Below are 19770 nucleotides of genomic sequence, written 5' to 3' on the forward strand. Positions count from 1 at the left end.
TCGGACGGCTGTTCGGCGTCGACCAGAACTGCTCGTGGAGTGGTCGGGTTCGCTCGTGCCAGTTCACTTCTTAGCGATGGCCCTCCGACCATCTCACCGACACCCATGTCTCCCTATCCGACTGGATTAGACTAACTCGACGCAATAGTGTGGTGAATTACCGATCCTCGGCGACTCGAGTGTTCGTCTCACGTCGCCGTTTCCGGCTTGCACAGCACGTGCAGGGGAAGGGTGGGTGGGGGGGGGTGGTCACTCGACGGGGCGTCACGATGAGGGCTCGTCCGTCGATGATGGTGCCTCTGCCAGGCACCCCCTGAACCATAAGATATTCAATGGGTAGTGATTGTATTTATCCATGGACGAGGGAATTTCACGCCGAAGGGTTATCTGCCTGAGTAGCGCCACACTTTTCGCCAGTCTCAGCGGTTGCAGCTCTCTGGCAGAGCAGGACGAAACTGGGCGGTTTACACTGTGTACCCTCGAGATCCACAACAGAGATCAGCACTCGAATCACACGATCGAAATTCACGTCCAGGCCGATGGTGAGACGGTTCATCAGGGCACCTACGACTTGCCGAGCGCCAATGGCGACGTCGTTTCCGACGAGGAGTTGAATCCTCGCGATTGGTTCGACGGGACGGTAGAAACCCTCACCCTGGAGGGCCAGGTTGACGATCGAGAGCGCGTCGGCCCTCGAGAGGTGACGGCCTCACAGGTTAGTGAACAAACCGAGGTCCTCTATCTCATCGAAGAAGATGGCACGCTCGACATAAGCACCATGGTAGCGGGCAATGCATGTACTCGTGATGAGCAGTAAGCTCACGCTGTGAGCGGTGTACTCCCGAGACTGCCGGTTTGAACCCGGAGGAAGACGGTCGCTCGCTTCGCTCGTGCTGTGATTTCCAGGGCTTCAAATCCTGCCTCGACATATTCTCTCGCTTGAAAATTCGTTCGCTCCGATGGATTCGCCGGGATTGCGAAAATCCGACGGGTTTGCGATGTTGGGGAGTCAACGACTCGACGGGCATTTCGTGTCCCCGTACTCGAGATTGAGCCTCCCGTGTCGCCGCGCGGCCTCGATACACTTCACTGGGTCGGGTACACCGCCCTCGTCGATTCACGTTCGCAAGCGCGAGCGCGGGAGATCCAGTGCCGAGGCGGTCGCTCCCGATTTGACGTCGTGTCTCGAGGCGTATCACGTCGCTTTTCGGTACTGCTCGACGATCTCGACGGCGTCCTCGTAGGCCCCATCGTCGAAGGTTCGCGCCAGATCCTTCTCGGTCACGAACACGCTGTCACTCATTGATCGAGTGATGAATGGTAGTGTGTAATAGGATTCGGGTTTCGACACCACAGCGGAAAAACGCCAGACGTGAACGTTTCAAGGGGGTGCTGTAGGCCTTCCACGAGTCGCTGATTATCAATTCTGAAACCGTCTCAGTTACCTTGAATCTCGTTTATTCATACCTAGCCACAGGGTTTATTATACAGCCGTTAAGTGAGACTATCAGCACAGGTGCGACGCGAAGAACTGACGGTGTGGGAAGGTGAGTACCCCCAACCCCATCCGCCGACTGACTCGACACCGGGTCAGTCAATAAAGTTTCTGACCGTTCACATCTGCTGTGCGAAATAGAACAACGATAATCATGGACCTGAAGAAATACAGAAGCAAGCTGATCGGAAACGAATCGGAACGGGCCGTCTCTCCTGTCATCGGAGTTATACTCATGGTTGCGATTACGGTTATTCTCGCAGCTGTGATCGCGGCGTTCGTGCTTGACCTTGGTTCCAATACAGGACAAGCCAGCGTTAATGCAGTCGTCGATATCGAAGGAGATGATACTGATACTATCACAATCAGTATTACTGAAATGGGCGACGCTGATGGTGTTGCAGTTGTTGATGAGAATGGCGATGTTCAAGGGACTCTGTCTGGAACTGGCGCGTCCGCAACTTGGAGTGCAACATCTGATTTGGGCTTGTCAAGTGGACAATCCAAAGACTTCACAGTTCAGGCGTACGAAGGTGAAGGCTTAGCTAATGATAGCCCCATTGACAATCAAGCAGAACGGAATACCGTGATTAACGACTTCACGGCGACTGCCTAATTACGTCTCGATCGATATCGTCTATTTCTCGGACAGTTCTTCTTAATAGGATTACACAGCCAGAGCGAGCAAACGCTAATGCCATTCAAGATGATTGTCTATTTGTCGTTACGATAACCCGGTTTGAGGCCCAGCCTCGGCAGATAGACCCTGAACTGATTAACCATGACAGAATACTTACTGAAAGTGGCAGATGAGCATCGGACGATCCTTTTTATAGGATGACGCCTTGTTAATCGTAGCGCTAACCCGTTTTGAAGTGGAGTTCCGGGACGCTGATCCGATATTAGCAGAAAAAGCGTGGGTGTTGGCTGAGAAGTTCGCTTCCAAATATGAGATCGACCCAGTAGATGCTGCAACGCAACTCGAGTGGCCGTCCGATAAGGAGTAGATCTCGGACGAGAACCGGCCCGATCGGGCCGCCCATCGCACCAAAACACTCACTATACCCCGGGTTGCCGTCCGCCTTACTCGTAACCCGGATATGAATCTCCAGCAACATCGCAATCGCGACGACATGAACGTCTGGCTCAGCCAGGCCGAAGTTGCACAGCTCCTCAAGGCCGCCACCGACACCCAGCAGCACCTCGCCTATTCTCTGGGCGCGCGTTGTGGGCTCCGGTCGCACGAAATTCTCGATGTCTCGCCCGAGGACGTCGTCGACACTGACGCCGGAACGGTACTCCGTGTCTGGCACGGAAAAGGCGACAAGTTCCGTGAGACACCCGTTCCGCGGGATCTGGCGACGACGATCCGAACCGTGGCCGACGTTCGCGACGCCTCGAGCGAGAAACCGTTACTCGAGATCTCGACGACGCGCTCACTTCGGCGCTGGCTCAGCGGGACTGCTCGCGAGCTCTACCAGGTGACCGGCGACGACGGCTGGCTGTATCTCGGGATGCACGATCTCCGACGAACGTGGGCGACCGCGCTCGCCGCTGCTGACGTCGATCCGCTCCTAGTGATCGACTGGGGCGGGTGGAACGACCTCGAGACGTTCCTCGAGCACTATCGCGGAACGTATTCGCCGGAAGCTCAGCAGCGAGAACGCAAAAAAGTCGACTGGCTTTGATCGGAGTTTGATTGGACTCCGTTATCGTCCTTTACCGCGCCCGCCACTAGGTGCAACTTCGTACGTACCGGCGACCGTGATAACGTCGCCAGCTTCGTTCTTCCCGTTATCTAAATCCTCGTTGAATTCGAACTCCACCTCAAATTCGTATATTCCGGGTGATTTTGGCGGTGTCGTGTAGCGCCAGTACGTCGTCCAACCGTCCTCATCCTCGTTGATATCTCCTCGATATGAGTCGAAATCGTCTATGGGTTCTCCATCGATCCACGCTCGAATATCATATTTCCCGAGGAAGTCCTCGAGTTCCCCCTTAGTCGGTGAAATCCATCCAATTCGATGAGTGATCCAGTCACCGGTCGACACCTCCTGGGGCTCTGGAGTCGGAAACGGATGGATGGATGTGCTCGAGACGTTCTCGTTCGGTGGAAGTCGTCGATCGGACTCTGCAGCGGCCAGGCCCGAAGCGGCTATCGTACTACCGAGCGCTACCGATCCTGCGTTCACAAGGAGTTGTCTGCGACGCATAGTAGGAAATTTGACCTAATCATCTAATATATTCCGGTCAGGAAATATAATTGATGATGAAAATATAACGCCGTTACCTTTCGCTAAAAGTAATCTCGACCAATTCGACGGTCCATTTCCCTTCGTCGACGTGACGAATATGCGCGTGGTGTTCGCCTTCGACTTCGCCGTTTTCGTCGAGAATTCCCTCGAGGCGGAGGTCGTCTTTCGGGAGCGTAACACCGGCTGAGTTCTGGTCGAGCTGGCGTAATTTGTTCAGTGCCATATCCGGCGGGCAACCCGCCTTGGTATAAAGGTTGCTGACAGTCTGTTTTGCCGATAAATACCCGAGGCGTCGCCTATGAAATACGGAGTTTTTCGACCCGTTGGGGCGCCGCTACGGAGGTATGGCACTTAGCCTACCGCAGAACATGGTTCCCGGCGCGGTTCGCCGGGAGGACGGAATCGACCTGATTGACAGCGTGCTCGCGCCGCTGTTCGTGCTCGCGTCGGTCTCGATGGTCGGCGTGGTCTCGATCGCGCTGAACGCGCCGTTCAACGTCGGGATGGACGCGGCGCTCTACGCTGCCCACGGCACCGAGATCACCTACGCGTTCATCGTCTCAATGCTGACGCTCGTGACCGCCTGGGTCACGAACGGCCAGACGACGCTCGAGGACTACACCGACGTCGAGACGGTGACACTCCTGTTGGCGTTCATCCTCAACATCCTGTCGGCACTCGTACCCGCTGTTTCGTACGCCGTCGACTCGATGTGGTATCTCGGCTGGTTCATTGTCCTGCTGAACACCGCTGCGTTCTACCTGATCGCATACAAGTAACCTCGAGGCTCAATTCATGCAACTCACGAAATTCACCGGTACGAAAGCGGAGTGGTACGATTCGACGATCACCGGCTACATCATCACGGCCTCGGAGCTCTCGGTTGCGCTTACTGGGGTGATGGCTGCGGGGGTGATATAAGTGCGGCCCACGCCCACGGCTGGCCGCCTGGCCGCCGTTGCCGTCATCGTGTTCGCGCTCGGTGCCGGCCTCCTGGTCGGCCTTTGCGCCGCGGACACGAGCGAGCTTGTTCACTCGACATCGGACACCTCCTGCTCCGGCGTCGGCACGTGGCGAACGTGACCGTCGACGAACTCCACCTCGAGGCCAATCCCGCCGTCGATCATGCCCCGGCTGTAGTGATAGATAAAGAGCTCGAGAATCAGAATCTATTTTACCCAGTTGGTGTTTGATAATTGTTATGAGTGCGACAGAACGACGGCTTCGGAACCTCCTGTTGATGGCGCTCGCAATACAGTGTTCGATCTTCGGAATAATCTCCTCCGAATTGACACTCTTGTATCTCAGCCTGGGGATTACGACACTTGCAATTGGTAACGAGGCGTTCTGGGTGTTCGAAATTGACAAAGCGATAGATCGGTAGCGCACACTGGCGAGAAGCTGGGGCTCACCCTCCAGACGATCAGTACCGCTCAAGCAGTGAGCGCTTATTTTTACGCGGACTAAGGTCCGTGGCGACCGGGAACGAGCTCGGGCTCGGGAATAGTGATGATGAGGTGGGCGCGGTCGCGAGCGAGTCGCCACCCCTCCTCGGTTCGCTCGACGACCCCCAGCGCCTCTTGATCTTGGAGCGTGAGCTCGACCAGGTCGATCGGCATCCCGGTGACGTCGACGATCTCCCACTTCGTGAGCGGTCCATTGGCGAGGATGTGTTCGTCGAAGCGGCCCATGTGACCGAGGGCCACACCAACCGAGAAATAGGTGAGCCGTCCGGGGCGAAAGTGGTCGATACCACGAGATCACTTCAGGCCCTTCCGGAGTGAACTACTCGTACAGCCAGCTCAGGAGGTAGACGACCAGGCCGAATGCGGCCAGGAAAGCCAGGTCAGTGAAAAGCTGCATCCAGACGAAGCGACCGGAAATGATGGCACCGATAGTCAGGTGCGCCACTACCAGAATTAGGAAGATGAAAATCGCGGCCAGAGTGATCTGGACCAGGAGGACCAGCCCGAGCACGGACTCCTCGTAGCCTCCAGCACCGAATCGAAGTCGTGGTTCGGACTTGCTCACAGCTGTACTTGGCGGCTCTCCCATCAAATATTTAAGGGTTGTTGCGATCGTGCGTCAAACAGGTAGCAAAACGGTATCGGAGCCTCGCCTCCTAACGAACTCCTCGTTTGGCAGGCGCTTCCAGAGGAGTGAGACATCGGGAAAAGGAATCCGCCCAGGCAGGCCGTTCGAAGTTCACGCCGGCTGCTCCGGGCGGAATTACTCGTACAATTTGCCGAGGAGGTACACGGCTGCGGCCATCGCGAGGATCACCGGTATCCAGTGACCGAGGTACAGCACTGATCGCTCGGAGAAGATGGAGTTGGCAGTGATAAGTGTCCAGATCAGCATGGTGGGGATCAGGCAGATCCCGATCAGGCCCCGGAGTACAATAATTGCGTTGACCAAGGATCCTTCGTAGCTTCCAGCATCGAACCGGAGTTCTGGATCTGGCGGGTCTATGCGATCTCGATCTGACTGGGCCATAGCTCTACTATTCAATCAACTTGTAGGAGTAATAAGTGTTGTCGAAGATTTGAGATAAACATGTAGGAAAACGACATCGGATTACCACCTCCTATCGACTGGTTTCAGACGAACCCTTGTGGGGTTGAAGCCAGGGATTGGCTTCTGAGGGACACAAATAGAGCCGCTGTGGGGAGTTCCTTGTTTATATTCAGCACGGAACTTCTATCACCTTCTGGGAGGTTCAACAGAGCCTAATCAACAGTTTGCTACTGACTTCTGAGCCGTAGAGCCCGGTCAAAACAGCGATTTCAGGCGATCAAGCAGGGTGCGGTTCTCCTCATCAACCGTCTTATCCGCACGCTCAGTAGCCGCCTGTTCGGTTGCGGCCTTCTGGTGATTACGATCGAGGCTATCCAAGCGCGAAAGCGCCTGCTCAATATCGAACTCGTCTGTCCGCAGTTCGTGTTGGTGGCTCCCTGGCTCAGACGTCTCGACGGGCCGCATCACGCTTTCCCCGCACTGCGGACAGTAACGTGGGTTCTGCAACGTCACTTCCCCACAGTTCCGGCATTGGAACCGAAGCGTGTCAGCCATCAACCGGGACTGGTCACTGGTGTAACATAGTTCTCGCGGCCTGATTATCAGCCGCAGCTGTTGGCAGGTGCGCGATGTGCAAGGATCGGTCTCAGTGGACCTGTTTTCACCAGTGAGAATTGGCGTGGGAGAAATGTATACGGGGATAACGTTTACTGGCTGGGCGTCGGTCCACTGGATACAATCGCATGACGGCTGCGACGGGTCACCCGAGACGGGGTCAAATCGAAGCGTTAGCGGTTGCCGGAAAACGGGTTGGACTCGGGGCTCTGGAGCGTGTGAGTATGATAAAAGGCCGACGTGGGCTATCGATTAGGCTCCGCGTCGTCGCGTCATGGACTCGCCGGGATTTGAACCCGGGGCCTCTTCCTTGCGAAGGAAGCGATCTGCCACTGATCTACGAGCCCTCGAGGAATTCTATCCATGGTTCGTACTTGTAGCTTGTGTTTCGGGGTGGGTTCGACATGAAGTGGCGTGCTCGTTCGAGTCCCTGGCTCGCTTCTCACGCCATCGCTCGAGTTCGTTCGGCGGCCCGCGAGACCTCGAGGACGCCCAGACGACCGGTCACGAGCCCCAGCAGGAACCCGGTGAAGTGGGCCACGAGTGCGATGCCTGGGGCACCGGTGGCGACCGTGATCACGGCCGCCAGGACGACGAACGCCAGTAGCGTCGCCCAGAGCGGAATCTCGACGCGGGCGGCTACACTGTCGGAGACGCGGTTACCGGCGATCAGGTAGCCCATGAGCGCGAAGACGGCGCCACTGGCGCCGAGGACGGACGTGGCCGGCCCAATTGCACTCGTCACGAGGATCTGTGAGATCCCGGCGATCGCACCGGTCAGCACGAAGAACGTGTGAAATCGAAGCCGGGTCGTCGCACGAGCGATGGGCCAACCGAAGACGATCAGCCCGATGCTGTTCGAGACGAGGTGACCTACGCCGCCGTGGGCGTAGACGCTCGTGAGAATCGTCCACGGGTTGGACTCGAGCGGCGGTGCGAGGACGAAGAGGCCGGCCATCAGACCGAGGCTGAACATCGCTGCGATCACCTGCAGGACGAACACGATCGCGAACAAACCGAGCGTCTCGAGAATCGGGCTCGCGGAGTCAGACGCCATATTAGGTGTTCGTCGATCGGACACAAAAGTATGTACCGCGAATGTGCGTCGTCGGGTTCGGGGGCGGCAGGGGTCGCATTGAGTCTCGAGCCTGCCCTCCCAGTGCAGCCGCTCGAGCGTCGAATAAACGAGTGAAAACGAATCTCGTGACCGTGATCGTGACTCGAGAAACCGCCTCAGTCCTCGAGGACGATCTCGATCGAGACGTCGTTCGGCACCTGGATGCGCATGAGCTGTCGGAGTGCGCGTTCGTCGGCGTCCAGATCGATCAGGCGCTTGTGGACGCGCATCTCCCAGTGCTCCCACGTAGCGGTGCCTTCGCCGTCAGGCGACTTTCGCGTTGGCACCTCGAGCGTCTTCGTTGGCAGCGGGATCGGCCCGCTGAGGTTGACGCCGGTGTTGTTCGCAATCTCGCGGACGTCTGCACAGATGTTGTCCAGATCGTTCGGGTTGGTGCCCGCGAGTCGAACGCGTGCTTGCTGCATTTATTTCTCGTTGACGCTCAGGACCTTGCCGGCGGCGATGGTCTGACCCATGTCGCGGATGGCGAAGCTCCCGAGTTCGGGGATCTCGCTTGCCGGCTCGATGCTGAGGGGCTTCTGCGGTCGGATCGTGACGACCGCGGCGTCGCCCGACTGGATGAAGTCGGGGTTCTCCTCGCTGACCTCGCCGCTCGAGGGGTCCATCTTCTTGTCGATGGACTCGATCGTACAGGCGACCTGGCTGGTGTGTGCGTGGAAAACCGGGGTGTATCCCGCGGTGATCACGCTGGGGTGCTGCATGACGATGATCTGCGCCTGGAAGGTCTCGGCGACGCTCGGCGGGTCGTCGGCGGGGCCACAGACGTCACCGCGACGGATGTCGTCCTTGCCGATGCCGCGGACGTTGAATCCGACGTTGTCACCGGGGCCGGCCGAGGGGACTTCCTCGTGGTGCATCTCGATCGTCTTCACTTCGCCGCCCACGTCGCTGGGCTGGAAGGAGACGTTGTCGCCGACGTTCATCGTCCCGGTCTCGAGGCGTCCGACAGGGACGGTCCCGATACCGGAGATGGTGTAGACGTCCTGGATGGGGAGACGCAGCGGTGCGTCCGAGGGCTCGTCGGTCTCGGGCAGGTCGTTGAGGGACTCGAGAAGGGTACGGCCGTCGTACCAGGGCGTGTTGTCGGAGGACTCGGCGATGTTGTCGCCCTCGAAGGCCGAGATCGGGATGAACGAGTCGTCCGAGACCTGGAACTGGACCTGGTTGAGGAGCTTGTTGACCTCGTCGACGACTTCCTTGTAGGAGTCTTCGGAGTAGTCGACGACGTCCATCTTGTTGATGCCGATGATGAGCTCGTTGATACCGAGCGTGCGGGCCAGGAAGACGTGCTCCTGGGTCTGGGGCGCGACACCGTCGTCGGCGGCGACGACGAGGACGGCGTTGTCGGCCTGGGAGGCGCCCGTGATCATGTTCTTGACGAAGTCGCGGTGACCAGGACAGTCGACGATGGTGAAGTAGTACTTGTCCGTGTCGAACTCCTGGTGGGCGATGTCGATGGTGACACCACGCTCTCGCTCCTCAGCGAGGTTGTCCATGACGTAGGCGAACTCGAAGCCGCCCTTGCCCTTCTCTTCGGCTTCCTGTCGGTGCTGCTCGATGACGTGCTCGGGTACGCTTCCCGTCTCGAACAGGAGGCGTCCGACCAGCGTACTCTTTCCGTGGTCGACGTGGCCGATGATGGCCAGGTTCTGGTGCGGTTTGTCGCTCATTGTTGTAGCTCACGCGCAAAGGCGCTTATATCGGTCTCTTTTGGCCGATGCGGTTAAAACCATTTCGAAAGCGTATTCGTGTGACCCCGTCGCTTGCTTGCGGTTTGTGAGTAGTGCGCACGCACTGACGGTGTTCGTTGCTGATCGGTGGGTCGCTCACTCGAGCCCGGCGCCAGTGTGACAAACCACGGGGCGACGGCACGCGGGTCCTGGGGCGTGCTCGAGTCCTCAGAGTTACCCCGCCTCCCCTCAGAGTCGCCCCACGTCCGAGAGCACCGCCGTCGCCGTCTCCGGTCCGCCCGCGCCGCGGCCGCTCGAGTAGAGATCGCCCGCGTGGCGCGTCTGGATCTGGACGATGTTTCGCGTGCCGGAGACGGCCATCGCGCCGTTTTCGGGGACGAGTCGCGGGCCAACGCGCACCCCCTCCCGGGTCGCCTCCCCGACGAGGCGAATCGTTCGGCCGTCCTCGGCCGCGAGTTCGAGCGCGCTCGGCGGAACGTCCTGGATGCCGGTCACGTCGGCATCCTCGAGGGAGAATCCGCCGTCAGCGAGGACGTTCGCCAGGATGACGCACTTGAGCGCGGCGTCGGTGCCGTCGACGTCGAACGTCGGGTCCGCTTCGGCCACGCCCAGATCCTGGGCCTCCGCGAGGACGTGCTCGTACTCGAGACCCTCCGCGGCCATCCGCGTCAGAATGAAGTTCGCCGTGCCGTTGAGCACGCCGCGAACCGTGGTGACGGCCTGGGGCGTGCAATCCTCGATGGTCGAGAGCACCGGAATCGCGCCGCCGACGGCGGCCTCGAACCGAACCGACCCCGCGCTTTCGCGATCGAGCGCGCGAACGTCCTCGTAGCGCTCGGCGACCGGCCCCTTGTTCGCGAGGACGACGTGTCTGTCGTCGGCCAGCGCTCGCTCGACGTGCGAGAAGCCGGGTTCGGCGTCGCTGAGGGTCGTCGGGGTCGCCTCAACCAGGACGTCGTAGTCGGTCTCGAAGACCTGATCTGGGTCGCTCGAGCCGAGGGGTTCGTCGCTCGCCGCTCGTTCGAGTGTCGACTCGACGTCGAGTTCCCCGCCAGCGGGGGCGACAGCGGCCCGACTCGAGTTCGCCAAGGCGACGACCTCGTGGCCGTACTCGCCGGCGAGTTCCGCGACCGACCCGCCGACGGCCCCGGCGCCGAGAATCGCGAGGCGCATCAGATCTCACCTCCCGACAGCGGCTCGATCAGGCCGAGTCCCTTCTCGTCGGCGAGTGAGCGGAGGCCCTCCAGGACGGTCTCGCGTCGACCCGTGTCCACGGCGAGGCGAAGTCGCGCGCTCGAGACCGCGTCGGTTCCGTCGGGGGCGTTCAGCGAGAGATCGAGAACGCCGGCGTGGGCGTCGCCTTCGATCCGCGAGAGCGAATCCGAGAGGTCGGTCTCGACGAGGTGGCCGACGAGCACCACGGTCAGTTCTTCGCCGTAGCGCTCGGGTCCGGCCTGGATGACGTTGATGCCGGCGTCGCGTAACCCGTCGACGACGTCGTCGAACCGGGCCGGGACGCACTCGAGGTCGACCTCGACGGGGATGTGACCTCGCGGGGTGATGTTTCCGCGCTCGTGGTGGATGCTCAGGAGGTTGCCGCCGTGTTCGCTGATCGGCGCTAGCGCCCGGAGGAGTTCGCCTGGTTCGTCGACCAGCTCGAGGCGGACGGTGTAGGCCTGTCGGCCACCGTCGGTCTCCGGAGAGTTGTCTTCGCCGTCAGTCCCGGCGTTAGTGTCGCCGTCAGCCCCAGCATCGTCGTCGGCCGCGGTCCCTGTTGTCGACGACCCGGAAGCGTACTCGTCACTCATCGACGATCCCTCCTGACGGTCGTCCACGCGTCGTCATGGCTCCATCTGCGTAACGGGCATAAAAAAGCGTATAGGCGCCGCCAAAACTGACCGGCGGTGTCAGCAGGTGCCACGGTCAGGCTTTAAAAGTGGTCCTTCCCCGGGTTCGAGGACCCCCAGTCCCCGCGTCCGCCCTCGGTTCGGTCGATGCCCATGATCGACTCGGCCTGGTCGGGTCCGCCGAGGCTCTCGCGTGGGTCGGGAACCCGGACGGTGATGTCGGTAATCTCGGGCCAGGTCAGCAACTCGGCCTCGATGTTGCTGGTCGTGATGTCCGCGACCTCACAGCCGGTACAGCCGCCGCCGAGTTCGATGATCACCTCGCCGGTCTCCGGATCGGCTTCGCGGACGGCGCTCGTCCCGCCGTGCATCTTGATGATCGGCATCTCGCGGGTGAGCCACTGCTCGACGCGCGCTTTCAGTGGCTCGTCGTCGGCGTCGGTCATTGGGCGTTCTAGGAAGCCGACCGCCGAAAGGGTTTGGTTTACCGGCGACGACGCCAGGCCTCGAGCGCGAGGGTCCCGCCGACGACTCCCGCTGCGCCCGCGGCGGTGAATCCGGGGGTCGAATCCGATTCGGATTCCTCGGCCCCGGCGTCTGCGTCGGCCGTCTCGTTGTCACCAGGGTCGCTTTCGTTTTCGTCGTTGCCCGTGTCGGTTTCATTTCCGTCGTTACCCGCGTCGGTTTCGTTTCCGTCGGCATCTTCACTGGGATCGCCCGTGTCGCCCTCGAAAGACGGCGGATCGGCCTGTTCGCCGGCCTCGCTCGCGAAGACGTACAGCGCGCCCTCAGTTTCGGCGTTGGGGAGGATTGGCGTACTGCTGGCGACGAACGTCGCCGACGGCTCGAGTACCCGGGCCGTCCAGAAGGCGGCAACGGACGGGTCTCGCCAGGCGGCAATCTCCTCGGGCTCCTCGAGCGTCGAGAGGTCGTGGAGCTTTACGCCGCCACGGTACCACGAGGAGTAGAGGTGGCCGTCGTGAAGTTCGAAGTTGTGCGAGGTCGTCCACTGGCCGGCCTCATAAGCGCCGTTCGGCGTCTCCGGCGCGTCGATGGTCGCCGCGTGGACGGGGTTCTCGAGATCACTGACGTCGTAGAGGTCGATGCCGCCGTGTCGGTTGGCCTCGGGTGCGTCGGTCACCCAGGCCTCCCGGCCCACCGCGAGGATCGACCCGGTGTCGTCGAGCGCGCCGTAGTGGTCGTTGCCGGGGAGTCCGGTGTAGTAGTCCATCATCTCGGCGTCGCTGATCTCGAGTTGCTCCTCGAGGGACGTCTCCGACACGTGCGAAACGTACGTTGGCTCGCTCGGATCGCTCACGTCGACGAGGTAGGTGCCGGCGTTCCAGAAGGGGAGGACGGCGATCTCGTCGTGGACGGTTACGTCGTGAAGGTACCAGAGGAAGTGGTTGGTGACGTCGTCCCACCGCGGCTCGTGATCGAGCAGCGACCATTCGCCGAGGCGTTGGGGGTCGTCCCCGCTCAGGTCGTAGATTTCGACCGCGTTCGGCCGCCGATTCTGCCCCACCTCGTTGCGGGGGAGGTAGAGACGATCGCCGTCGAGAAAGCAGTTGTGGAGGTGATACCCCGTCTCGACGGGCTCGCCGATCAGCGTCGGGTTCGCGGGATCGCTCACGTCGTACTGGAGAAATCCGTGGAATATGTCGGGCTCGCCGGGATTTGCCGGCCCGGGGACGATCAGGCGGTCGCCGCTAACCTCGACGTCGAGGATCTCGGTGAACGAGCGGTCCTCGTTCTGGACGTCCTCGAGGAGGCCTCGTCTGTCGGCTAGCACCTGCGGATCGGCCGGATCGCTCACGTCGACGGTGGCGAAGCCGTCGACCGTCGCGAGGTAGGCCGTCTCCTGGTCGTCGCCGACGACGACCTCGCAGGCCCCGTCGACGGGGACCGATCCCAGGGGTTCGTAGGATTCCTGTGCCGCCGAGGCGATTGCGGATCCGCTCGAGAGGCCGAGACCGAGACCGAGGCCGACGCCGACGCCACAGCCACCAGCGACCGACCGAAGGAGGGCACGTCGTTGCATATTCTCAACACGAACCGGGGGTATAAAACGTTGTTCGATGTCGTTGGCGGTGCGACCCGCGCAGTCGACGCTGACGCCAGTACACGGCTACCCGCGCATTCGACGCCGGTCGCCGGTTCCCTCGGTCATCGCGCTCGCTAGCGCCCCCTCGAGGACGACGTCGTCTCCGTGATCGGTGACGGTGATCTCGGGGACGTTCGACATCACCATCTCGGGGACCCGTTTGCGGATGGGGTCGACCACGAGGTCCTCGTTGTGCAAGACGACGGCACCGCCGAGGGAGACGACCAGCGGTGCGTAAGAGTGAACGATGTTCGAAATGCCGATGACGTTCCAGTGGGCGACCTGCTCGATCGTGTGGTCGGCGAGTTGGTCCTCGCCGGCCAGATCGAAGACGTCCTTGGCCGTGAAGTCGGGGTCCTCGAGGGGCAGGCTGGTGTCGATCGAGGGGTCGTCCTCGGCCAGCAGGCGGGCGTACTCGGGGATGTTGTTCCCCGAACAGTACCCCTCCCAGTGGCCTTCCTTGCCACATCCACAGGTCAGTCGCCCGCGGGGGTCGACGACACAGTGGCCGACCTCGCCCGCGTTGCCGTCCCAGCCGGAGATGATCCGCCCGTCACAGCACACTCCAGCGCCGATCCCCGAGGAGACCGTGACGTACACCATGTCGTCGGGATTCCGGTCGGAGTGGAATCGTTCGCCGATGACGCCTGCGTTGGTGTCGTTGTGGAGGTAGACCTCCTCGGAGTCGACGAGCACCGAAATTGGGCCCGTTAGCGGGATTCGATCGACCGTCTCCGGAAAGTTTGCGGGATCGATCACCGCTCCCTCGGCGAGGTCGAACGGACCGATCGAGCCGATGCCGACGGCCTCGACCCGAGCCGGTTCAACCCCGGCGTCCGCGCAGGCTTCCCGAAGCGTCGCGAGAACTTTCTCGGTCACGTCGATCCCGGTCGGGCCTCGAGGCGTCCCGTTCTTGCTCGAGCCGATGGTTCGACCCTCGCCGTCGCCGACGACCGCACGAACGTTGGTCGCGCCGAGGTCGACGCCCGCGTAGTAGACCATTCCTATCCGTGCAACCGACGCCCCCACACTTAACTACACACATCCTTACTCGAGAGCGAGTACACCACCCAATGCACGTGTCAACACGCGTCTCGAGTCGACCAGCCGAACTAACGAGAGGGTAAATTCATCAACGTGTCGGGAGAAAGGTCGTACTCGAGTCACTTGTCGTGTCAATCCTGGTGTAAACGACCACGGGTCGGGTGACCCGTGGCTTTTCTAGTTCCCTCAGCCTACGCCGATAGCACTCCACGCGAAGCGATTTCGCGGGATGAGGATGGGCGGTTTACAGAGCGCCCCGACCCAGACAGGCTCACCTTCCGAACAATCGGTTGGGTTTTGCGAGTCCGGTAATTAACCGATTCAACGTCTACGCCAGCGTGTTTCGCCCACGTTCGCCACGCCACATTCACGCTCGCGTTTCGGTCAGCGTGATCTTGCTGAACCGCACACTCATCGTTAGTGCAGCGGAACCGCCGACCTTGGCGGTAGCCACGGTGTCCACAGCACGAACACGACTTCGAGTTGTACGGCGACTCAACCGTCTCACACGGAACCTGATTCCACGTTGCCTTGTATCGAACCTGTTTCTCGAACTTATGGAACGGGAGTTTATGCAGACGCCGGTTCATGTACGTGCCGTACTTGATGGCGTCTCGAATCCCACTCAAGTCCTCGAACACAATAACAGGGTTCGAGAATTGTTGGGCGAACTCGACCACGACTCGGGACATCCGGTGAAGAATCCACTCAGTGTAGCGTTCTTCTTTCTCCCCGAGTTGGTGGTGGATAGAGTGTTGGCCGTGTTCTTGACAGCGTTTGGCGATGGTGTGGTAGCGTTGGCGCTCGGCTTTCACCGAGCCGTAGTCAAGCACGAGTGTTCCGAGCGTGTCCATCGTCTCACGATTAAGAGCGGTGAGAGAGATGTTGCGCTCGTTAATATCGACGCCGACGAGTGTGTCAGCGTCTTCAGGTTCAGGCACTTCGACTTCTGTTTTGACCGTGACGTGTAGGTAGTACACGCCATCTCGGTACAGAAGTTCGGCCTGTCCCAACGACCACTCATCTTCGGTCAAGGCTGACTCGATGAGGTTGATGTCTTCCGGTCGCCCTCGAAGGTGTCCTTTCACCTTCTTGTACGGCTTTGGACTTACACGGAACCGAATACGGTTGTCCTCGTCGTCGTAGGTGAGTCGGTAGCCTTCGGTGTGCGCCATAACGAGCGGATAGGCTCCTTTCTTGTCCGTGGCTGGTGGCGACGGTTTCCCGACGTTGGTGTCGTTTTGGTCGTACCACCAGTTGAGGAGTTCTTTGTAGGAGTCCCACGCTTGCAGGGCTTTCCCGACGACCGCACACTTGTTGTTCCGAAGGAAGTCATCGCGGTCAACTTCGTTCTGAATCTCAGTGCGGTTGTAGCCTTGTTGTTTGAGTCGGAGTGTGTCGTTGGAGATGTCTCGTGCGGTGAATCGGGCATCTTTGAGCCACGACCGCTCACCAGACTCTATGCAGAGCCGAGTGCGTGCGGTCTTCGTAACTTCTTCGATACCCATACCTTGACTATCGAATCAAATGATAATAAAAGAAGGGTTTAGGATGGGAGACTACAGGAGTCATGCACATTCGATTGGTTCGTGTAAATATCATTTCGTGTGGTATCCGAAGTATCGGCATGAGGTGTTGGAGTAGTTCGAGGCGAACTTGCGGAGTTGTTTCAAGGAACTGCTGAACGGTTCGGTCACGAGATCGTGTCGATGGAGATTGCTACTGACCACGTTCACTTGTTCGTGGAGGCTGACCCGAAATGGAGTCCTGCCGAGATTGCCAAGCAATTCAAGGGCTACTGGGGCCGAACGATTCTGAAACGCCATCCAGAAATCAAACAGCGGTATTTCTGGGGAAGTGGGTTGTGGAAGGATGGATACTGCGTTGGGACGACTGGTGTTGTTTCCGAGGACGTGGTTCGTCGGTACATCGAGGAGACGGAACACTAGGCGAGTGTACGCGATTCACCTACGGGTCAGGTGACCCGTGGAACTCTTGCTGTTTCCTTTAGACTTCGTTCGTCCCAGCTGGACGAAAAATCCGGCACCGTCGGATCACTCACTGGTTGACGACTTCGATTGTCACCGATGCCACGAGTGGACGACGCGCTACTCAGCGCAAGGGTCGGTAGAAAGCGACATCAGCGTGTCCCATAGTGGTTGGGCCATAACGGGACACGCCAGTTGTCCATAGCGAGTGTGCCCTCAAGTAGTTTGTGTGATTATCTGAGTGAACAGTGTCTCCTCGCTCGATCCGCCGGAACGGATCTAGTCCGAGCGCGGTCTACGACACGAATCCTTTTCCGTCACCGCCGCCAACCGCACACGTTCGGAAAACCGGACTCGTGGTTGGGCCATGACACAGGAAGAACGCATCTCAGAGGCGATTAGTCTGCTGCAGGAACTCGGACTCAAGGAGTACGAAGCGCGCTGTTTTCTGGCGCTCACACAGCTGTCCACCGGCACGGCGAAAGAGATCCACGAGATCTCCGAGGTGCCTCGGACGCGGGTGTACGATGCAATCGGTGTACTCGAGTCACAGGGACTGGTCGAAGTACAGCACGCGAGCCCACAGCGGTTTCGAGCCGTGGGGATCGCCGAGGCGACGCGGACGCTCCGCCGGAAGTACGACGCCCGTATCGAATCGCTCGAAACGTCTCTCCAGACGATCGAACGCCGAAAACTCGAGGAGGAGGACACCCAGCTCCAGGAAGTGTGGTCGCTGATGGGAAACGAGGCGATCGAGTCGCGGACGCTCGACCTCATCGATGGGGCGGAATCAGAAATCGCACTGCTCGTCGTCGACGAGGAACTGCTGTCGGAGACGCTGTTCGAGCGTCTCGAGGCGGCACGCGAACGAGAACTCTCGATTCTTCTCGGCGGGCAAACGGAGTCGATCACCGCGCAACTCGGGACGGGACTCCCCAACGTCCGCACGTTCGAGACCGACCTGGATTGGCTCACCGGACCGGCGGTCGCCCACGAGGTCGCGATCAGCCGGATCCTGCTCGTCGATCGCGAGACGCTGCTGATCGGATCGTACTATCCAGACGCCGACGACGGGAAAACGAAAGAGCAGGCGGTGTTCGCGCGCGGTCTCGAGAACGGAATCGTGGTGCTGTTGCGTCGACTGGTATCGGCGGGGTTGCCCCCTTCGAACGATCCGGGAAACGCGTAGCCAGACGACCGAAGTAGTCGGCGATGCTTTCCGTTCGTGATCCAAGAGCAATTCCTGACCACTCGATGTACAGAGCTACGGTGACGAGGGATCGCTCGGTTCTGAGACGATCAGTTCGTCACCGTCGAATCGGACCTGGTAGCGGTCGATCGAAATGGTAACGCCGATCGATTCCGATTTCTGCTCTCGGACGAGGATATCGAGTGCCTCCGGGTCGGCGTGATCGTAAAGCGTCGTCTCGAACACGGTCAGCAATTCGGCTGGGTCGACGCTCTCGACGGTCGCGAGGGCGTCGATTACGGCGAAACTCGGCGCCGTGGCCGACCAGTCGTACGTCTTCCGGAGGTGAACGGCAGCCGATTCTGACGACTGCGCATCCCCCTCTCGATCACTACTGACCATTGCTCGTCCAACGCGGCCAAACAGCATTAAACTGGTGTGATGATGTGAGTGAATTATTGGACAGGGTCACGCCGATCGAGTGTCGTTGAGTCGCCAAGTGAAGATGGCTCGCAGGACGACGACGAGACTGTTGCGGTCGCCAGCGCCCCAGATCGCCGTCTCCCCAATCTCGTCGGCGCCGCTAGCCCCGTTCACGAGCGCGCTGACGAGCGCCGTCTCTTCGTCGGTGATCAACAGGCTCCCGGCGGGCGTATCCTGCCACTCCCAGAGGGTTTCGAACAGCTCGATCGACGGCACCTCCTCCCGAACGCGATCTTCGACCGCCTCCGAGATGCCCGCCAGATAGATCTCGACCCCTCGGTCGGCAGCAGCCTGCAGCGCGTCGAGATGGGCATCGGTGAGTAACTCGTCGACGGTCATGTAGACGATCTGCTCGTCTGCCTCGGCGATGAACTCGTCGATGCGGGAGGACACCGCTTCTCGACCGGTGACCGTCCAGACGCCGAACTGCTCGCGTTGTGGCTGGGCGGGGCCGATTTCCTCCAGACACTCCGAGAGTTCGGTAATCGTGGTTTCGCGTTTGGTGTTGAGCGTACGGACGATGGTCTCCTTCGAGATTATGGTGAATTTCCGCGGCGTCGTGTGCTGGATGTCGACGAACCCCAGTTCGTGGAGTTGATCCGCCGCTTCGTACACCCGCGTTCGGGGAACGCCGTTGATACGAGTGATGTCCTGTGCGGTACCCGTCCCGAGCTGCAGGAGGTTGATGAGCGTCTGGGCTTCGTACTGGGACAACCCGAGCTCCTGTAACCGGTCGAGTGCCTCGGCTTCGGCCTGCTCCTCGTCGAACGCTACCATAGTTGATCCGTCAATGGAGAGCGCAAAAAGCCTACCTCACGGTGGCACGCTCGAGTCGGCCTCGAGTCACGCTGAGAGAAGACTACTCGAGTTCAGTGGTGACGAACTGGTGCAGTTTTTCGACGCGGTCGTTCGGATGATAACGAACCGTTTCCGTTCGGTCGTCGTACTCGACGAGGCCGGCCTCTTCCAGTTTCGGGAGATGGTTGTGATACAGATCGAGAAGAAGTCGTTCGGAACTCATCGTTTCAACTGAGTCTGGGGGAGGGTTCTCCGGCGACAGGTCCTCGGCGAGCAGATCCACCGCCACGGCGTTCTGCTCGCTTTCGATCAACTGCGTGAGAACCGATCGACGTCGTTGGTTGGCGACGAGGTGTAGCGCCGTTTCGGTCGATATGTTGTAGATGGTCTGACTCATTGTGTTCCTAATTCAATCTTATGACGGTCGCCACGGGGATTAACCCCACAGTTCACTCGCATCCTCACACTCCAGGTGCTGACAGATCACGATTGGGCAGGGTGTTCTACACCTGCACTCTCGAAAAGAGAGGTCGGTCCGAGAGATATTCCCCCTACCGAAGATATTCGCTACTCGACCTCGAGTTCGATCGCCGCTCCCTGACGCAA

At 60.0% G+C, this 19770-nt stretch carries 25 protein-coding genes, 1 tRNA gene and 1 pseudogene; 8 read left to right on the forward strand and 19 right to left on the reverse strand.

What is annotated here, in order from left to right; all coding sequences use genetic code 11:
- Positions 1-355 precede the first annotated feature (355 nt).
- The 3 genes from AC6I65_RS06385 (at position 356) to AC6I65_RS06395 (ending at position 3183) form a co-directional block, all read left to right on the forward strand.
- Positions 356-817: a hypothetical protein gene (locus AC6I65_RS06385; protein WP_497901104.1), complete on the forward strand. Its 462-nt coding sequence runs from the start codon at positions 356-358 to the stop codon at positions 815-817.
- A gap of 832 nt (positions 818-1649) precedes the next feature.
- On the forward strand, positions 1650-2111 hold the full coding sequence (locus AC6I65_RS06390; RefSeq protein WP_497901105.1) for a type IV pilin domain-containing protein: 462 nt from the start codon (positions 1650-1652) through the stop codon (positions 2109-2111).
- Positions 2112-2595: 484 nt separating this feature from the next.
- Complete coding sequence (locus AC6I65_RS06395; RefSeq protein WP_497901106.1) at positions 2596-3183, forward strand: tyrosine-type recombinase/integrase; 588 nt, start codon at positions 2596-2598, stop codon at positions 3181-3183.
- Positions 3184-3204: 21 nt separating this feature from the next.
- On the opposite strand, the gene AC6I65_RS06400 is transcribed toward AC6I65_RS06395, so the two are convergent.
- Both AC6I65_RS06400 and AC6I65_RS06405 read right to left on the reverse strand, forming a co-directional pair.
- On the reverse strand, positions 3205-3708 hold the full coding sequence (locus AC6I65_RS06400) for a hypothetical protein (protein ID WP_497901107.1): 504 nt from the start codon (positions 3706-3708) through the stop codon (positions 3205-3207).
- Between the two features lie 73 nt (positions 3709-3781).
- Positions 3782-3973, reverse strand: a complete 192-nt coding sequence (locus tag AC6I65_RS06405) for a DUF8053 family protein (RefSeq protein ID WP_497901108.1) — start codon at positions 3971-3973, stop codon at positions 3782-3784.
- A gap of 121 nt (positions 3974-4094) precedes the next feature.
- Here AC6I65_RS06405 and AC6I65_RS06410 point away from each other — a divergent pair, with 121 nt between their 5' ends.
- From AC6I65_RS06410 to AC6I65_RS06420, 3 genes are all read left to right on the forward strand, one after another.
- A complete protein-coding gene (locus AC6I65_RS06410; RefSeq protein WP_497901109.1) occupies positions 4095-4529 on the forward strand; it encodes a DUF8023 family protein in 435 nt (144 codons plus the stop codon).
- A gap of 16 nt (positions 4530-4545) precedes the next feature.
- Entirely contained in the window at positions 4546-4671 is a 126-nt protein-coding gene (locus AC6I65_RS06415; protein WP_497901110.1) for a hypothetical protein, read from the forward strand.
- 280 nt (positions 4672-4951) lie between these two features.
- A complete protein-coding gene (locus tag AC6I65_RS06420) occupies positions 4952-5134 on the forward strand; it encodes a hypothetical protein (protein ID WP_497901111.1) in 183 nt (60 codons plus the stop codon).
- A 79-nt stretch (positions 5135-5213) separates the two neighbouring features.
- Here AC6I65_RS06420 and AC6I65_RS06425 read toward each other — a convergent pair whose 3' ends face one another.
- From AC6I65_RS06425 to AC6I65_RS06490, 14 genes are all read right to left on the reverse strand, one after another.
- The gene (locus tag AC6I65_RS06425; RefSeq protein WP_497901112.1) at positions 5214-5441 is read right to left on the reverse strand and encodes a hypothetical protein; all 228 of its coding nucleotides are present in this window, start codon (positions 5439-5441) and stop codon (positions 5214-5216) included.
- 94 nt (positions 5442-5535) lie between these two features.
- Entirely contained in the window at positions 5536-5781 is a 246-nt protein-coding gene (locus AC6I65_RS06430) for a hypothetical protein (RefSeq protein WP_497901113.1), read from the reverse strand.
- Positions 5782-5979: 198 nt separating this feature from the next.
- Complete coding sequence (locus AC6I65_RS06435) at positions 5980-6246, reverse strand: hypothetical protein (RefSeq protein ID WP_497901114.1); 267 nt, start codon at positions 6244-6246, stop codon at positions 5980-5982.
- A 276-nt stretch (positions 6247-6522) separates the two neighbouring features.
- The gene (locus AC6I65_RS06440) at positions 6523-6822 is read right to left on the reverse strand and encodes a hypothetical protein (RefSeq protein WP_497901115.1); all 300 of its coding nucleotides are present in this window, start codon (positions 6820-6822) and stop codon (positions 6523-6525) included.
- Positions 6823-7157: 335 nt separating this feature from the next.
- A tRNA-Ala gene (locus AC6I65_RS06445) sits at positions 7158-7229 on the reverse strand.
- Between the two features lie 95 nt (positions 7230-7324).
- Entirely contained in the window at positions 7325-7939 is a 615-nt protein-coding gene (locus AC6I65_RS06450; protein ID WP_497901116.1) for a rhomboid family intramembrane serine protease, read from the reverse strand.
- Between the two features lie 176 nt (positions 7940-8115).
- Complete coding sequence (gene rpsJ, locus AC6I65_RS06455) at positions 8116-8424, reverse strand: 30S ribosomal protein S10 (protein WP_253434333.1); 309 nt, start codon at positions 8422-8424, stop codon at positions 8116-8118.
- The gene (gene tuf, locus AC6I65_RS06460) at positions 8425-9690 is read right to left on the reverse strand and encodes a translation elongation factor EF-1 subunit alpha (RefSeq protein WP_497901117.1); all 1266 of its coding nucleotides are present in this window, start codon (positions 9688-9690) and stop codon (positions 8425-8427) included.
- Between the two features lie 249 nt (positions 9691-9939).
- Entirely contained in the window at positions 9940-10884 is a 945-nt protein-coding gene (locus AC6I65_RS06465) for a homoserine dehydrogenase (protein WP_497901118.1), read from the reverse strand.
- The gene (locus AC6I65_RS06470) at positions 10884-11519 is read right to left on the reverse strand and encodes an amino acid-binding protein (RefSeq protein ID WP_497901119.1); all 636 of its coding nucleotides are present in this window, start codon (positions 11517-11519) and stop codon (positions 10884-10886) included. The genes AC6I65_RS06465 and AC6I65_RS06470 overlap by 1 nt, the downstream gene beginning before the upstream one ends.
- 122 nt (positions 11520-11641) lie before the next feature.
- Positions 11642-12004: a NifU family protein gene (locus AC6I65_RS06475; protein ID WP_312907027.1), complete on the reverse strand. Its 363-nt coding sequence runs from the start codon at positions 12002-12004 to the stop codon at positions 11642-11644.
- Between the two features lie 38 nt (positions 12005-12042).
- Entirely contained in the window at positions 12043-13599 is a 1557-nt protein-coding gene (locus AC6I65_RS06480) for an LVIVD repeat-containing protein (RefSeq protein WP_497901120.1), read from the reverse strand.
- A gap of 87 nt (positions 13600-13686) precedes the next feature.
- Positions 13687-14664 carry an ROK family protein gene (locus AC6I65_RS06485; protein ID WP_497901121.1) on the reverse strand — a complete coding sequence of 326 codons (978 nt, stop codon included), beginning with the start codon at positions 14662-14664 and terminating at the stop codon, positions 13687-13689.
- A 233-nt stretch (positions 14665-14897) separates the two neighbouring features.
- Positions 14898-16214: an RNA-guided endonuclease TnpB family protein gene (locus AC6I65_RS06490; RefSeq protein WP_497901122.1), complete on the reverse strand. Its 1317-nt coding sequence runs from the start codon at positions 16212-16214 to the stop codon at positions 14898-14900.
- Positions 16215-16257: 43 nt separating this feature from the next.
- On the opposite strand from AC6I65_RS06490, the pseudogene tnpA reads away from it, so the two are divergent.
- Together tnpA and AC6I65_RS06500 are read left to right on the forward strand one after the other, a co-directional pair.
- Positions 16258-16655: pseudogene (gene tnpA / locus AC6I65_RS06495) on the forward strand (IS200/IS605 family transposase).
- 406 nt (positions 16656-17061) lie between these two features.
- The gene (locus AC6I65_RS06500) at positions 17062-17883 is read left to right on the forward strand and encodes a TrmB family transcriptional regulator (protein ID WP_497901123.1); all 822 of its coding nucleotides are present in this window, start codon (positions 17062-17064) and stop codon (positions 17881-17883) included.
- 75 nt (positions 17884-17958) lie between these two features.
- Here AC6I65_RS06500 and AC6I65_RS06505 read toward each other — a convergent pair whose 3' ends face one another.
- The 3 genes from AC6I65_RS06505 to AC6I65_RS06515 all read right to left on the reverse strand — a co-directional run bounded on the left by AC6I65_RS06505 (position 17959) and on the right by AC6I65_RS06515 (position 19561).
- A complete protein-coding gene (locus AC6I65_RS06505; RefSeq protein ID WP_497901124.1) occupies positions 17959-18285 on the reverse strand; it encodes a HalOD1 output domain-containing protein in 327 nt (108 codons plus the stop codon).
- 66 nt (positions 18286-18351) lie between these two features.
- Positions 18352-19143, reverse strand: coding sequence for a TrmB family transcriptional regulator (locus AC6I65_RS06510; protein ID WP_497901125.1), 792 nt, complete (start codon positions 19141-19143; stop codon positions 18352-18354).
- 82 nt (positions 19144-19225) lie between these two features.
- Positions 19226-19561: a DUF7344 domain-containing protein gene (locus AC6I65_RS06515; RefSeq protein ID WP_497901126.1), complete on the reverse strand. Its 336-nt coding sequence runs from the start codon at positions 19559-19561 to the stop codon at positions 19226-19228.
- Positions 19562-19770: the final 209 nt, after the last annotated feature.

It is taken from the genome of Natronosalvus sp. KLKA75, from assembly GCF_059736265.1.

What these genes read in the sequence shown, in the direction of transcription:
- AC6I65_RS06385 (WP_497901104.1), top strand. Translation starts at nt 356, where the DNA reads ATGGACGAGGGAATTTCACGCCGAAGGGTTATCTGCCTGAGTAGCGCC.
- AC6I65_RS06390 (WP_497901105.1), top strand. Translation starts at nt 1,650, where the DNA reads ATGGACCTGAAGAAATACAGAAGCAAGCTGATCGGAAACGAATCGGAA.
- AC6I65_RS06395 (WP_497901106.1), top strand. Translation starts at nt 2,596, where the DNA reads ATGAATCTCCAGCAACATCGCAATCGCGACGACATGAACGTCTGGCTC.
- AC6I65_RS06400 (WP_497901107.1), bottom strand. Translation starts at nt 3,708, where the DNA reads ATGCGTCGCAGACAACTCCTTGTGAACGCAGGATCGGTAGCGCTCGGT.
- AC6I65_RS06405 (WP_497901108.1), bottom strand. Translation starts at nt 3,973, where the DNA reads ATGGCACTGAACAAATTACGCCAGCTCGACCAGAACTCAGCCGGTGTT.
- AC6I65_RS06410 (WP_497901109.1), top strand. Translation starts at nt 4,095, where the DNA reads ATGGCACTTAGCCTACCGCAGAACATGGTTCCCGGCGCGGTTCGCCGG.
- AC6I65_RS06415 (WP_497901110.1), top strand. Translation starts at nt 4,546, where the DNA reads ATGCAACTCACGAAATTCACCGGTACGAAAGCGGAGTGGTACGATTCG.
- AC6I65_RS06420 (WP_497901111.1), top strand. Translation starts at nt 4,952, where the DNA reads ATGAGTGCGACAGAACGACGGCTTCGGAACCTCCTGTTGATGGCGCTC.
- AC6I65_RS06425 (WP_497901112.1), bottom strand. Translation starts at nt 5,441, where the DNA reads ATGGGCCGCTTCGACGAACACATCCTCGCCAATGGACCGCTCACGAAG.
- AC6I65_RS06435 (WP_497901114.1), bottom strand. Translation starts at nt 6,246, where the DNA reads ATGGCCCAGTCAGATCGAGATCGCATAGACCCGCCAGATCCAGAACTC.
- AC6I65_RS06440 (WP_497901115.1), bottom strand. Translation starts at nt 6,822, where the DNA reads ATGGCTGACACGCTTCGGTTCCAATGCCGGAACTGTGGGGAAGTGACG.
- AC6I65_RS06450 (WP_497901116.1), bottom strand. Translation starts at nt 7,939, where the DNA reads ATGGCGTCTGACTCCGCGAGCCCGATTCTCGAGACGCTCGGTTTGTTC.
- rpsJ (WP_253434333.1), bottom strand. Translation starts at nt 8,424, where the DNA reads ATGCAGCAAGCACGCGTTCGACTCGCGGGCACCAACCCGAACGATCTG.
- tuf (WP_497901117.1), bottom strand. Translation starts at nt 9,690, where the DNA reads ATGAGCGACAAACCGCACCAGAACCTGGCCATCATCGGCCACGTCGAC.
- AC6I65_RS06465 (WP_497901118.1), bottom strand. Translation starts at nt 10,884, where the DNA reads ATGCGCCTCGCGATTCTCGGCGCCGGGGCCGTCGGCGGGTCGGTCGCG.
- AC6I65_RS06470 (WP_497901119.1), bottom strand. Translation starts at nt 11,519, where the DNA reads ATGAGTGACGAGTACGCTTCCGGGTCGTCGACAACAGGGACCGCGGCC.
- AC6I65_RS06475 (WP_312907027.1), bottom strand. Translation starts at nt 12,004, where the DNA reads ATGACCGACGCCGACGACGAGCCACTGAAAGCGCGCGTCGAGCAGTGG.
- AC6I65_RS06480 (WP_497901120.1), bottom strand. Translation starts at nt 13,599, where the DNA reads ATGCAACGACGTGCCCTCCTTCGGTCGGTCGCTGGTGGCTGTGGCGTC.
- AC6I65_RS06485 (WP_497901121.1), bottom strand. Translation starts at nt 14,664, where the DNA reads ATGGTCTACTACGCGGGCGTCGACCTCGGCGCGACCAACGTTCGTGCG.
- AC6I65_RS06490 (WP_497901122.1), bottom strand. Translation starts at nt 16,214, where the DNA reads ATGGGTATCGAAGAAGTTACGAAGACCGCACGCACTCGGCTCTGCATA.
- AC6I65_RS06500 (WP_497901123.1), top strand. Translation starts at nt 17,062, where the DNA reads ATGACACAGGAAGAACGCATCTCAGAGGCGATTAGTCTGCTGCAGGAA.
- AC6I65_RS06505 (WP_497901124.1), bottom strand. Translation starts at nt 18,285, where the DNA reads ATGGTCAGTAGTGATCGAGAGGGGGATGCGCAGTCGTCAGAATCGGCT.
- AC6I65_RS06510 (WP_497901125.1), bottom strand. Translation starts at nt 19,143, where the DNA reads ATGGTAGCGTTCGACGAGGAGCAGGCCGAAGCCGAGGCACTCGACCGG.
- AC6I65_RS06515 (WP_497901126.1), bottom strand. Translation starts at nt 19,561, where the DNA reads ATGAGTCAGACCATCTACAACATATCGACCGAAACGGCGCTACACCTC.